Source organism: Paraburkholderia sp. JHI2823, from assembly GCF_038900695.1.
GTDB lineage: Bacteria > Pseudomonadota > Gammaproteobacteria > Burkholderiales > Burkholderiaceae > Paraburkholderia > Paraburkholderia mimosarum.
In genome coordinates, this window is the sequence record NZ_JAYMRY010000008.1 from 226,942 (window position 1) to 238,051 (window position 11,110).

Annotated in this window: 13 protein-coding genes and 1 tRNA gene; 8 read left to right on the forward strand and 6 right to left on the reverse strand. The window is 62.1% G+C overall.

What is annotated here, in order from left to right; genetic code table 11:
* Positions 1 to 12: 12 nt before the first annotated feature.
* Complete coding sequence (locus tag VSR34_RS12360; protein WP_342962588.1) at positions 13 to 657, reverse strand: MBL fold metallo-hydrolase; 645 nt, start codon at positions 655 to 657, stop codon at positions 13 to 15.
* A gap of 764 nt (positions 658 to 1,421) precedes the next feature.
* On the opposite strand from VSR34_RS12360, the gene VSR34_RS12365 reads away from it, so the two are divergent.
* Positions 1,422 to 2,018, forward strand: coding sequence for a septal ring lytic transglycosylase RlpA family protein (locus VSR34_RS12365; RefSeq protein WP_342962589.1), 597 nt, complete (start codon positions 1,422 to 1,424; stop codon positions 2,016 to 2,018).
* A gap of 145 nt (positions 2,019 to 2,163) precedes the next feature.
* Here the strand turns inward: VSR34_RS12365 and rsmI are convergent, their stop codons facing one another.
* Positions 2,164 to 3,066 (reverse strand): 16S rRNA (cytidine(1402)-2'-O)-methyltransferase, encoded by a 903-nt coding sequence (gene rsmI, locus VSR34_RS12370; protein WP_342962590.1) that lies wholly within the window; start codon positions 3,064 to 3,066, stop codon positions 2,164 to 2,166.
* Between rsmI and VSR34_RS12375 the strand changes: the two genes are divergently transcribed.
* The 6 genes from VSR34_RS12375 (at position 3,065) to VSR34_RS12400 (ending at position 7,120) form a co-directional block, all read left to right on the forward strand.
* Positions 3,065 to 3,592, forward strand: a complete 528-nt coding sequence (locus VSR34_RS12375; protein WP_342962591.1) for a YraN family protein — start codon at positions 3,065 to 3,067, stop codon at positions 3,590 to 3,592. The two genes, rsmI and VSR34_RS12375, sit on opposite strands and share 2 nt — an antisense overlap.
* A 113-nt stretch (positions 3,593 to 3,705) precedes the next feature.
* Positions 3,706 to 4,293 (forward strand): phosphoheptose isomerase, encoded by a 588-nt coding sequence (locus VSR34_RS12380; protein WP_342962592.1) that lies wholly within the window; start codon positions 3,706 to 3,708, stop codon positions 4,291 to 4,293.
* 38 nt (positions 4,294 to 4,331) lie between these two features.
* On the forward strand, positions 4,332 to 5,114 hold the full coding sequence (locus VSR34_RS12385) for a BON domain-containing protein (protein WP_342962593.1): 783 nt from the start codon (positions 4,332 to 4,334) through the stop codon (positions 5,112 to 5,114).
* Positions 5,114 to 5,461, forward strand: a complete 348-nt coding sequence (locus tag VSR34_RS12390; protein ID WP_342962594.1) for a c-type cytochrome — start codon at positions 5,114 to 5,116, stop codon at positions 5,459 to 5,461. The genes VSR34_RS12385 and VSR34_RS12390 overlap by 1 nt, the downstream gene beginning before the upstream one ends.
* Before the next feature lie 67 nt (positions 5,462 to 5,528).
* Positions 5,529 to 5,604: transfer RNA gene (locus VSR34_RS12395), tRNA-Ala, on the forward strand.
* A gap of 739 nt (positions 5,605 to 6,343) precedes the next feature.
* Entirely contained in the window at positions 6,344 to 7,120 is a 777-nt protein-coding gene (locus VSR34_RS12400) for a plasmid-related transcriptional repressor protein (protein ID WP_342962595.1), read from the forward strand.
* A 614-nt stretch (positions 7,121 to 7,734) separates the two neighbouring features.
* Here the strand turns inward: VSR34_RS12400 and VSR34_RS12405 are convergent.
* From VSR34_RS12405 to VSR34_RS12415, 3 genes are read right to left on the reverse strand one after another with little or no spacing between them, the layout of a single operon-like run.
* Positions 7,735 to 8,676 carry a hypothetical protein gene (locus VSR34_RS12405; RefSeq protein ID WP_342962596.1) on the reverse strand — a complete coding sequence of 314 codons (942 nt, stop codon included), beginning with the start codon at positions 8,674 to 8,676 and terminating at the stop codon, positions 7,735 to 7,737.
* A 35-nt stretch (positions 8,677 to 8,711) separates the two neighbouring features.
* On the reverse strand, positions 8,712 to 8,945 hold the full coding sequence (locus VSR34_RS12410) for a hypothetical protein (protein ID WP_342962597.1): 234 nt from the start codon (positions 8,943 to 8,945) through the stop codon (positions 8,712 to 8,714).
* Complete coding sequence (locus tag VSR34_RS12415) at positions 8,917 to 9,516, reverse strand: hypothetical protein (RefSeq protein ID WP_342962598.1); 600 nt, start codon at positions 9,514 to 9,516, stop codon at positions 8,917 to 8,919. The genes VSR34_RS12410 and VSR34_RS12415 overlap by 29 nt, the downstream gene beginning before the upstream one ends.
* 76 nt (positions 9,517 to 9,592) lie before the next feature.
* On the opposite strand from VSR34_RS12415, the gene VSR34_RS12420 reads away from it, so the two are divergent.
* Positions 9,593 to 10,324, forward strand: coding sequence for a hypothetical protein (locus VSR34_RS12420; protein ID WP_342962599.1), 732 nt, complete (start codon positions 9,593 to 9,595; stop codon positions 10,322 to 10,324).
* Between the two features lie 170 nt (positions 10,325 to 10,494).
* Here VSR34_RS12420 and VSR34_RS12425 read toward each other — a convergent pair.
* The coding region (locus VSR34_RS12425; RefSeq protein ID WP_342962600.1) for a hypothetical protein at positions 10,495 to 11,110 on the reverse strand (616 nt) is incomplete at its 5' end.

Genomic DNA, 11,110 nt, shown 5'->3' on the forward strand with positions numbered 1-11,110 from the left:
TACGTTTCACTCTCATCCAGGTACGCCATCTGCGACGTATGGGTTGGAACGGCGCTCTTCTCCGAACGTCGAGACTGGGCCATGACCGGGCACGAACGTGACGTCGTCGCCGAGCGGCCAGAGCTTTTCGCGAATCGAGCGGATCAGGTCGGCATGATTGCCGCGCGGGAAGTCCGTGCGGCCGATCGAACCCGCGAACAGCACGTCGCCGACGGTGGCGATGCGGTGCTTGCGGCTGAAGAAGATCACATGGCCGGGCGTGTGCCCGGGGCAGTGATAGACCTCGAGTTCCTCGCTGCCGAAGCGCACGGTGTCGCCGTCGCGAAGCCAGCGCGTGGGCTCGAACGCCTCGGCGTGACCGAAGCCGAAGCGCACGCTCTGCTGCGGCAACTGGTCGATCCAGAAGCGCTCGTCTTCCTGCGGCCCTTCGATCGGCACGCCGAATTTCGTCGCGAGCGCCTTCGCGCCGGCGCAGTGGTCGAGGTGGCCATGGGTGAGCAGCACCTTTTCCAGCTGCACGCCCTGGCGTTCGATCTCGGCCTCGATGCGCTCGAGGTCGCCGCCAGGGTCGACGACGGCGGCGCGGTTCGTCGTTTCGTCGACGAGCAGCGAGCAGTTTTGCTGGAACGGCGTGACGGAAATCAGCGTGACTTTCATGCGGGTTCGTGGGTTCGGGTCTTGCGGGGGGTACGGCGACGCGTTGTAACAGGCGACGCACGTGGGAGTCCCAGCCAAAAGCCCGATTGTACCGGGGTGCAGGAAGCCCCGCCCAGGCCGTCCGCGGACGGCTGAATCCCTTGTCAGACAAGGGCGCGCGCGGGCGCCGGGCGAACGGCTTTGTTACGCCAATAGTGAGAATTCATGGGCAATGTTGGGGCTCGCACATGACAGGAATAACTTTTGGGTATAATGCGGCCTATCAACGCACGAGTTTCGTGCTTTCACTGGGTGATGTGGACCGCGTAAAAAGAGGTCGCGATACATCACCGTCAAGCAGTGCCGTCGTTTGGGGGCTGGCCAAAGAGGCTGCCTTACAAGATGGCAAATCAGGTGTCGATCCGTTCGACGCCGCACGTCTCGTCCAGCCAGGCGCCGCGCGCCTGCAACGGCCTGCATGCCGTGACGCTGGGTGGGGCCTACGCCGCCGTTCCTGTGCGCCGTGAGTTTCCGGCACACCTGAACGAGAGTCATCGTTCGATGGCGGCATGTGGGGTCTGGTCAGGCTGCCGGGGACAGGCTGCGCCAGACGTGAAACATAACTAGCGGTTAGCGGCTTATTGGGGCTGCATCCGGGCATTGGCACGCGTTCGCCTTTTTCATTGGTGGCGAGCGATGGCGAAGCCATGCCTGAAACCGCCGAAGCCATCCGACAACGCGCACACATGGCGCGGGACCGGCTTCGAAAACGGGATGGCAATGTTATGAACCTTAGACTGACTCGACGACGACTCGGGAGTCTCGCAGCCGTGTCCGTGCTGGCCGGCTGTGCCATGCCTGGGCCGCAGAACCAGGCCGCCAGCGACTCCCTTCGTACGACGGATGTCGCGTTCAGCGCGCCCCAGGGTTACGGCTCCGCGCTCGCCGCGCTGCCGGCATCGGGTACCGCGAAGGACAACTCGCTCGCGAACGCCCAGGCGATCGATGACGATAGTCCGGACGTCCACTCGTTCCACCAGAAGGGCCGCGCCTCGTGGTACGGCCGCGCGTTCCACGGCCGCCGCACGGCGAGCGGCGAGCGCTTCAACATGGGCGCGCTGACGGCTGCGCACCGCACGCTGCCGCTCGGCTCGTATGTGCGCGTGAGCCTGCCGGGCACCTCGAAGTGGGTGGTAGTGAAGATCAACGACCGTGGCCCGTACGTGCGTGGCCGCGTGCTCGACCTCTCGTACGCCGCCGCCAAGGTCCTTGGCTTGCAGCACGCGGGTACGGCGAAGGTGGACATCGAAGGCCTCTCGCGGCAGGAAGCGAAGAGCGCGCAAGCGGAGATGGTTGCCGCGAACTCGAACAGCGACAACTAAGCGCGTTCGTCCGGGCGTGGCGCTGAGTGCGCCGCGACGCGCCCGAAGCCGAACCGCCGCCTGGCCGCTGGATGCATACGCGAAGGGCCGCCTCGTTGGGCGGCCCTTCGGTTTTTTGGCGGCTGCTTTCTGTTGACTGGCGGGCTCAGTCCTCGGCCTCTTCCTGGCCTTCCCCCTTCAGTTCCAGCGCCCTGGCATAGAGCGCATTGCGCGACGCGCCCGTGAGCGCCGCCGCGATCCTGGACGCGCCCTTCACCGGCACTTCCTGCAGCAGCACGCGCAAGAGTGCGTCGTGATCGGCTTCGCCATCTGCCTGCGCGCTCGCGCCTTCCACCAGCAGCACGAACTCGCCGCGTTGACGGTTGGCGTCCGCAGCGAGCCACGCTGGCGCTTCGGCCAGGGTGCCGCTCCAGAGCGACTCATGTAGCTTCGTCAATTCGCGGGCGATGAGAATGCGGCGCGAACCGCCGAACGCATCGGCGAGCGACTGCACGGTTTCGACGATGCGATGCGGCGCTTCATAAAAGACCATCGCGTGCGTATGCGTGACGAGCGGCTGCAGGGCGGCCGCTCGCTGCCTGGGCTTGGGCGGCAGAAAACCGAGGAACGTGAACGTCGAGACCCAGTCGCCGGCTGCGGAAAGCGCCGTTGCGAGCGCGCTCGCGCCGGGCAGCGGCACGACGTTCAGGCCGGCGGCGCGCACGGCGTCCACGAGCTTTGCGCCGGGATCGGAAATGCCGGGCGTGCCCGCGTCGGAAACGCAGGCAACGCGCTCGCCCGCGCGCAGAAACTCGATCACGCGCTGCGCCGCCTCGCGCTCGTTGTGCTCGTGCACGGCGACGAGCGGCTTCGAAATGCCGTAACGCGCGAGGAGCTGGCCGGTGTTGCGCGTATCTTCGGCGGCAATGCGATCGACGAGACCGAGCACATGCAGTGCGCGCAAGGTGATGTCGGCGACGTTGCCGATGGGCGTTGCCACGACGTACAGCGTGGCGGCCGGATACTGCTGGGCCTGTGCGAGTTCGAAGGGGGACGAGAGGGACGTCATGACACGGAACGCGCGAACGCAGGACAAGAGGCCGACATTGTGCCACGCAGGCGCGGACGCGCCCGAGCGAAGCGACGCGAGCGAACGCGCACGCACAGACAACTTTTCAGTTCGCACGCGGTCGAATGCCCAACGCCGCGCCACAGGGGCGCGTTTCGAGGCGCACGCGCTTGCGTTCTTGCGCAGAGAGCGACTGGAACTCGTGGCGCGTAACGTGCACTGCCGGGGCGGCGAACTCGACCTCGTGATGCGCGAGCGCGACGGCACGCTGGTTTTCGTGGAAGTGCGCGCACGGGCGCGGCCCGAATTCGGCGGCGCGGCGGCGAGCGTGGGATGGCGCAAGCAGCAGCGCGTGCTGCGCGCGGCGCGCTATTTCCTCGCAAGGTGGCGCACCGACGATGCGAACCGCGAAGCTAACGAAAAACCGGGCACGCCGCCCGCGTGCCGCTTCGACGTGATCGCGTTCGAGAGTGGGCGGCTCGTGTGGCTGCGCGATGCGTTTCACGCGCAAGCAGACGAGAGTTAAAACGTGGATCAATAATAGAAGGGTGAAAATGAACGCCCTCGAGTGCGCTAAACTTGCGGCACACCGCACCACGCGAAATTCTTGCGATACCCGCAGTACAGATTAGAGAGACGATGTCCGTCGAACGCATTCAACAGCACTTCCGCGATAGCGCAGCCATCAAGCTCGCGGCCATGGAAACCCTGGCGGTCCCGATTGCCGCCGCGGTCGATACGATGTTCGCCGCGCTTGCGAACAGCAACAAGATCCTCGCATGCGGCAATGGCGGATCCGCCGCCGACGCCCAGCATTTCGCCGCCGAACTGATCGGCCGTTTCGAGCGTGAGCGCCCGGGCCTGCCCGCGCTCGCGCTCACCACCGACGCATCGGTGCTCACCGCCGTCGCCAACGACTATGCGTATGAACAAGTGTTCGCGAAGCAGGTGCGCGCACTCGGCCAGCCCGGTGACGTGCTGCTCGCCATCACGACTTCGGGCAACTCGGCGAACGTGCTGGCCGCGATTCACGAAGCGCACGAGCGCGAAATGATCGTGATCGCGCTGACCGGCAAGGGCGGCGGCGATGTGAACGCCATGCTCGCCGATACCGATATTCATCTGTGCGTGCCCAGCGACAGGACGGCGCGTATCCAGGAAGTGCATCTGTTGGCTATCCACTGCCTGTGCGACGGCATCGATGCGATGCTGCTGGGTGAAGACTGACACCGTACGACATTGAAGGACGAAGGGAGGGGATGGTGATGAGCAGATTCGGCATGACGCGCGCGTTGGCACGGACCACGCTGACGATCGGCTTCGCAGCGTCGCTCTGCGCAAGCCTGCAGGGGTGCTTCCTGGCGCTGGCGGGCGCGGCGGGCGGCACGGCGCTGGTGGCAACCGACCGCCGCACGGTGGGCTCGCAAACGGAAGACCGCGAGATCCAGGTGAAGGCGATGGCGGATCTCGGCAAGCAACTGCCCGATACCGCGCACGTGAACGTGGCAGTGTTCAACCAGCGCGTGCTGCTCACGGGCGAAGTGCCCGACGACGCCTCGAAGCAGAAGGCGGAGAGCATTGTGCGCGGCGTGACGAACGTAGCGTCGATCGTCAACGAGCTGGCGGTGCAGCCGGCGAGCTCGTTCTCCTCGCGCGCGAACGACTCGTACCTGGAAGGACGCGTGAAGGCGGAGCTGGTTGCCTATAAGGACATTTCGGCGAACAACTTCAAGGTGGTGGGCGAGCGCGGCACGATTTATCTGATGGGGCTCGTGACGCCGCAGGAAGGCAATATCGCCGCGAACGCGACAGCCGGGGTGATGGGCGTGACGCAGGTGGTGAAGTGCTATCAGTACATCAAGCCGGAACAGACGGCGGTGGCGAACGCGGCTGCGTCCACTGCGCCGGCGGCAGCGCCTGCTGCCGAGGAGCCGACGGTGGGGGCGGTGCCCGATGCCGGCGTGAGTTCGAAGCCTATTGAGCACCAGGCGCCCGCGCCCGTTACTAATTCTTCGGCTACGAAGCCGGGGAATCCGGGGGCTTTGTGATGGTGCGGTTTGTTGGTGGTGTTGTTGCGGGGGTAGTGGCTGCTGGGGTTCTTGCTGGGATCGCTTCGCCTGCTTTCGCTGCTGTGGCGGATGGGATGAAGGTCGCTCAGGCTAATGCGTGCATGGGATGCCATGCTGTGGATCGCAAGCTCGTGGGGCCTTCGTTCAAGGATGTCGCTGTGAAGTACAAGGGCGATGCTGCGGCGCAGGTCAAGCTCGAGAAGAAGGTGCGCGACGGTGGGGCCGGGGTTTGGGGCGCTATCCCCATGCCCTCGCATCCTGCGATGAGCGCTGCGGATATCCATTCTGTCGTGGGGTGGGTGCTCGCTGGAGCGCCCTCCAAATAGTTTTGCCTGGGGTCAGATTTGACGCTTGGCAAAACAGATTTCATATGTGTAGAATCGGTAGTTCGTTGGGGCGGTAGCTCAGCTGGGAGAGCGTCGCGTTCGCAATGCGAAGGTCGGGAGTTCGATCCTCCTCCGCTCCACCAAGAAATTCAATAAAAACAACGCACTACGTCTTGCGATGTAGTGCGTTGTTTTGCATTCTGCCGCAGGTTTTTGCACACTCGTTGTGGCAAATTTGTGGCGCCACAGAGGATCCCGTGGCTGGGCGAGGCGTTGGTAGAAAACGCTGCGCAACTCTACCGAGAATTCGGTGACCGTAAGAGTCAACCTTGCATGCATCAGCTAACCAACGCCGCTGTGTGCACGAATGTGACATAGCGCAAAAATAGGCGAATGTCCATGCAGGCACTACTTACGGTGGATCAACTGGCGGAATGCCTTCGCAAATCGGTCGCAAGCATTCGGAGTGACGCGACTCGAAACCCACAATCCTTGCCCCCCGTCTGCCGGCTCCCAGGGACAAAGCGTCTGCTCTGGCGGGTAGAGGACGTCGAAAATTGGCTCAGCGCACACGTGGGCTCGGCCGTTGTGGCAATCGAACCGGACCAGAAGCCTGCCGCGCCGCGACGCGGCCGCCCGACAAAGGCTGAACAGATCGCGCGGCAACGACACGAGGGGATCCATTCCGGCAGAGTGCCGACGGGTCAGTCGGCTCGTTGATTCGTGACGCTCACATTAGTGCGGGCCAGACAGCCCGGTGCTGGAGATGCTGCGCTCGCGCGGTTGGCAGAGATTCGTGGTGCTGCCGCTGCAACGGCGGCTCCGGCCGTAAGAGCGCCACAGGAATTTTTTCTCCCGGGTCTCGACGACCTCAGACGCACGATGCCGAACCATATCGCCCGTTCAAGCCTGTTTTCTCCGGTCGTGAGAGGGGCGAAGACGCTACATCGAGAAAGCGTTCTAGTCACCCGAAAGGACGCGGTCATCAAGTTTTGGGGAGAGCAACTCGATGAAGCGCAGGCCGATGTATGGATGCAGATTATGTACGAGGCAACGATGCGTCCGTTGGGTGAGCCCGTCCCCATCTGCCGCGCTCAATTTCTGCGCGCCATCGGACGGCATACTGGGAAGTATGAGTATGCGTGGCTGCATCGCACGATGAAAGTGCTGTCCTTCGCCATGCTCGTGATCGAGGCCACGAGCGACGGTAAGCCCAAGCTGCAGGTCGGCACTTCCGGCGCCCTGCACTTGCTTGACGGTTTTGACTATGACGATGTTCGCAAGGAGTACTCAGTTCGGGTCGATCCGAGGTGGCGCTACCTGTACGAAAATCGCGAATTCGCCTTCATTGATTGGGCGAAACGTCTGCAAATACGGCAGGGTCAAGATATGGCGAAAACGCTTCAGCGCCTTGTGGCAACATCAGACGACATCATTCAACGATTTCGTCTCGTCTGGTTGAAGGAGAAGATGCAGTACCGCAGTCCGATGCGAAAGTTCAAAAGCTCGCTGACTGCTGCCATGGGAGAACTGGAGCGGCTTGAGATCATAGCAGCGGGGCGCATTGAACTTAGCACCAAAGGGATTGAGCAGGCCGTGTGGATACGGATTGACGGCCAAAACAAACATCGGGGTAGCGTTCCTCCTGCATCGGGGTAGCGTTCCGCTACATCGGGGTTGCATTCCGCTTTATCGGGGTAGCGTTCCGGGTGCCTTGCCAGGATGCTTGCTGGCAAAGGCTTTGAGGGATGCTGTTCGCCCTCTACCTTCTTTCTACCTTTCTCTTACTCCGGCATGTATGTGGACAACTTTGCGATTGCGAATTGTCAGAAGCAAGATTTCGACGATCATCAGTGCCGGCGAGGGAGAACGGCCGACCAAGCTGGAACTCGTGCTGGAGTCTCGGATTTCGCTCGCTGGTCAGCACGTACCCGGCATTCCGGTGCCGACGCTGTCGCGCGTCGATCTGTATGCCGAGAAGCTGCTGGCGAACTCGGATCGTAGGGGAGTACTGTCGCGGTTCATCGGATTGACAACGGGCAACCCACGGCAAGTGTCGGCGAGCGCTGCTGGGTCCAGTATTCCCACGGCATTTCCGACTGGGAGCCCAAAATTCTGGCGGGCAAGGAACAGGGACGGTGACCGGACTTTTTCTGACGTTGGAAATCGACGCCCGGTCAAAGTGCTTGTGTGCTCACCGGCAGTCATTCCCTCCCTATTTTCAGGGCAATCTAACAACCAGTCTTGATTGACGCATAGGCGTCGCCACGGGATTAGCTGCCGGAAGCCGGATTAACTGCCAGAGTTGCGCTTGACTCTGCTGCGGCCTCAGGCAGGTAGTTCAACCGAAGCTTCCGCAATGATTCGAAGCACTCGATAATTTCTATGAGCATGTCGGCGAGCAATGCATGCTGCTCTGAGGGCTTGCAAGGCGAAACCGCGACTCCGGAGATACTGGGGCAGTCCAACGTGTTGGCTTGCGATATCAGCGCCTGAAAACCCGTGGGGCTGCTATAGCTTCCGTGATAGGGAAGGTAACGACCGAATCGTGTATCGTCTGGATTGATCAAGGTCGATAGGAGAAGCGAGCCTTTCACTCGCCCGCCCGGGACTAGCGTCTCCCGCAGCTTTTGCCTCAACACCGTGAGGGCTTCGTCGATTTGCCCAAGGATGACCGTTTCGCGCGAGGCAGTCGCCGGACGGGAGATCGTAAGTGCGTGAAAACCCAGCATCAGCATCCCAACGTAAGCCATTGAGGTCGTTCGAAGCGGTTCGAGCGCCGCGTCAGACGCTTTTTTGCTGTATCCCCAATATTTTTCAGGATCAATGGCCTGCAGCTCGTCGACAAGGCCAAGCTGAAACTCTGGCGCTTTCTCGTTACAAAGCGCAATCGTCCGCATCAGCATGTCGGCGAAATTGTGGTCGGTATAACTGCGGAAGCTATTCAAAATCGCGCCGTAACTCGTGACTAGGGCGCGCCTCTGCAGCTTCGCCGGCAATGCATCGAGAACGTCGATGACCGCGGCTTGATCAAGCATCACCACGTTTTGCACCACCACGTTTTGCTGGACCTGGAGGATGTTGACCGTTCGCAGGAAATCGCCGGCGAAGCCAAGCCGTGGCAAAAGGTGGCCCGTTGCTTCGCAGCGATTGTAGAGTTCGGTGTTGGCGCTTAGCGTTTGAGTAATCATTCGAGCTGGCGTCTCATTGTTCATTTAGTCGTCCCTCCAGAACGGATGCCAATCATACGTCAACCGACGTTGCTTCCCCGGTCGCCCAACACTCTTCGCAGCGCGTCAGTCTGGCTGCGCTCCCGGTGGAGGGCTTTTTCGGCGGCGTCCAGCCGCGACCTGTAGTCGTGCGCCTGCGCGGACAGCTCGACCCGCATCTGGTCCGTCTGAAGCTTCAGATGCCGCTCGAGGCCGACAAGCCTCACTTCCGCCGCCGCCAGGGCATCAATCCGGGCTGACAATGTGCCTGCCATCGCCTCCCCTCTCTGCTGTCACTTCCTGAAGCCGGCGCTCGGCCGCGCGTGCCGCAGCCTGGGCGGTCGCGACGCGTTGCAGCGCGTCGGCGCGCGCCGCTTCCAGCTGGCCGACCTTCAGGTACGTGTCACGCAACGTCGCCTCGGCCACCTGCGCGCGCACTTTCAGCCCGGTCAGCTCGGCGTCCCGCTCATCGCCTGCTGACCGTGCCGGGGCCCGCGCACGCTCGAACATCGTCATGTCTTGCGCCGCACCGTTGGATTCGGGCTGCGATGCAGGTGGCGACGCCATCGGAGGAAGCTGCGCGAGGGAGGAGGGTGTGACCGGGCACGCGTGAGCGTCGCGGACCACGTGGGCGCGGAGGGGCGACGACGGATGCCCGCCGTATCGAGCAGCCGCACGTAGACCGGCTGGCCGTACAGGCGTCCGGGCGCGCGCGACCCCGGCGATGAAACGGTCGAGGAACGCGGCGTTGTGCTCGGAGGCAGGCGCGTGCGCGTCGGCGTCGGCCGCCGCCGCCAGGATGCCGCGCAGCTCGGTGTCGGTAAAGATCGTGCGGGGGCGGGCCACGTCGCTTCCAACGTCAGAAAGGGTTGCGGGCGGCGAAGCGCGCCGTTCAGTCTAGCCGGATGCCGTATCCGGGTAAATGAAACCGTACATTAAATTTTTCGTCGGCCAGTTACCATCCGGAAACATCGCAAGAAACGGGGCCAACAAGATGACCTTTCAGGACGTGACCTCTGCAATCACCGCTGCCGTCGCCGTGTACGGGCTTGGGGCTTGGCGTGCGCAGACGGCTGGCAAACGGAAGCTTGAGCTAGCGGAGGAGGCGTTGATTCTGTTCTATGAAGCCGCCGACGCTATCAAACACGTGCGAGCACCGTTCGCCTTCCAGAGCGAGGAAGGTGACATCGAACGTCGGCGGAACGAGCCCGATCGGAAGTTCGACGCCCGCAAGAGGGTGTCGGTGGTCTTTACGCGTCAGCAACGTTACTCGGAGCTCTTCAGCAAGCTCCGCGCGATGCGCTACAAATTCAAAGCCGTGTTTGGGACCGGGTCTGGTACGCCGTTCGTGAGGCTGGACGACATCCTCCACAACATCAATCTCGCCTCCCAGATGCTCGCTCACCTCTGGGGCTTGGACGACTTCGAGATACGCGACGACGACAGACACCGCACGGAGTGCGATAAATACGAGTCAATTTTCTGGCAGGCCAGCGAGGACGACGACGTTGCCAAACAGGTCGCTGCGATGCTCGCAGAAGTGGAGCAAATTTGCCGTCCCGTGCTAGCTCCACCTGCTCTAAACGTAAGGATTAGTCTTTGGTTCGCGCAGTTCCGTGACTGGTTGGAGCGCGCCTTGCCAGGCAAGATCTGAACGACGACTCGGATCGTCGATTGTCGCTCCGCGCGTGCCGCGCACTTCTGACGTCGGAAGCGTCGCCGGAAAGTTCAGAGTTGAGTGAACCAAGCCCCGGATAGTCCGGAGTTAATCCGCGCGTTCAGGCATGGTTAAAGTGGCCGGCCGCTAACTCGCGAGACCTATTTTCAGTTTGCGAAGAGCGATTTGAGCCACTCCCACCAACCCGGCGCGGAGCGAGGAGAAGGCCCGAGAACCGCGAACAAATCAGCACGGCGAATGTCTCGGTCGGAGCTGGAAATCACGTTTGCGAGCGCATGAATCGTCTGTGCGTTTTTCAAAATAATCTCAGCCGAGTCAAGGAAGAGTTTCTCTTTCTCGGCCGTGGCGATACCCGATGCCCGCGCAACTCGATCGACCGCTGCGAAGTCGTCTTCACAGCCGGCGTCTGACGTACTCATGACCGACAGCAGAGTCCCTTGACCGATCAGGTTTTGACCATGCAGACCGGCATAGCCTATCTTGATGAACTCTCGTGCATCCTTCTTTCTCATTTTCGGACGCTTCACCTTTGGGCCAAAATGGGCGCGTGCCAAGTGTCCCGTATTTGCAGCGGGGAAAGTCACTGCGGGTTCAAGGACTTGCCAATGTCGTGAATGGTGGGCGATGAATGTATGCGCCGCTTCGTGCAGCGCGGTGATATATCGAAGCAACTGCTGTTCTGTGAATGCGAGCCTATTCATGAGCGAAACGCCGAGAAAAAGGGCGATTGTACGGCCAGGAATCGGCAAACCGGAGGGCGGG

What these genes read in the sequence shown, in the direction of transcription:
- VSR34_RS12390 (WP_342962594.1), top strand. Translation starts at nt 5,114, where the DNA reads ATGGTGCGGTTTGTTGGTGGTGTTGTTGCGGGGGTAGTGGCTGCTGGG.
- VSR34_RS12410 (WP_342962597.1), bottom strand. Translation starts at nt 8,945, where the DNA reads ATGGCAGGCACATTGTCAGCCCGGATTGATGCCCTGGCGGCGGCGGAA.
- VSR34_RS12385 (WP_342962593.1), top strand. Translation starts at nt 4,332, where the DNA reads ATGAGCAGATTCGGCATGACGCGCGCGTTGGCACGGACCACGCTGACG.
- VSR34_RS12380 (WP_342962592.1), top strand. Translation starts at nt 3,706, where the DNA reads ATGTCCGTCGAACGCATTCAACAGCACTTCCGCGATAGCGCAGCCATC.
- VSR34_RS12405 (WP_342962596.1), bottom strand. Translation starts at nt 8,676, where the DNA reads ATGAACAATGAGACGCCAGCTCGAATGATTACTCAAACGCTAAGCGCC.
- VSR34_RS12365 (WP_342962589.1), top strand. Translation starts at nt 1,422, where the DNA reads ATGAACCTTAGACTGACTCGACGACGACTCGGGAGTCTCGCAGCCGTG.
- rsmI (WP_342962590.1), bottom strand. Translation starts at nt 3,066, where the DNA reads ATGACGTCCCTCTCGTCCCCCTTCGAACTCGCACAGGCCCAGCAGTAT.
- VSR34_RS12360 (WP_342962588.1), bottom strand. Translation starts at nt 657, where the DNA reads ATGAAAGTCACGCTGATTTCCGTCACGCCGTTCCAGCAAAACTGCTCG.
- VSR34_RS12420 (WP_342962599.1), top strand. Translation starts at nt 9,593, where the DNA reads ATGAAACCGTACATTAAATTTTTCGTCGGCCAGTTACCATCCGGAAAC.
- VSR34_RS12400 (WP_342962595.1), top strand. Translation starts at nt 6,344, where the DNA reads ATGCCGAACCATATCGCCCGTTCAAGCCTGTTTTCTCCGGTCGTGAGA.
- VSR34_RS12375 (WP_342962591.1), top strand. Translation starts at nt 3,065, where the DNA reads ATGACACGGAACGCGCGAACGCAGGACAAGAGGCCGACATTGTGCCAC.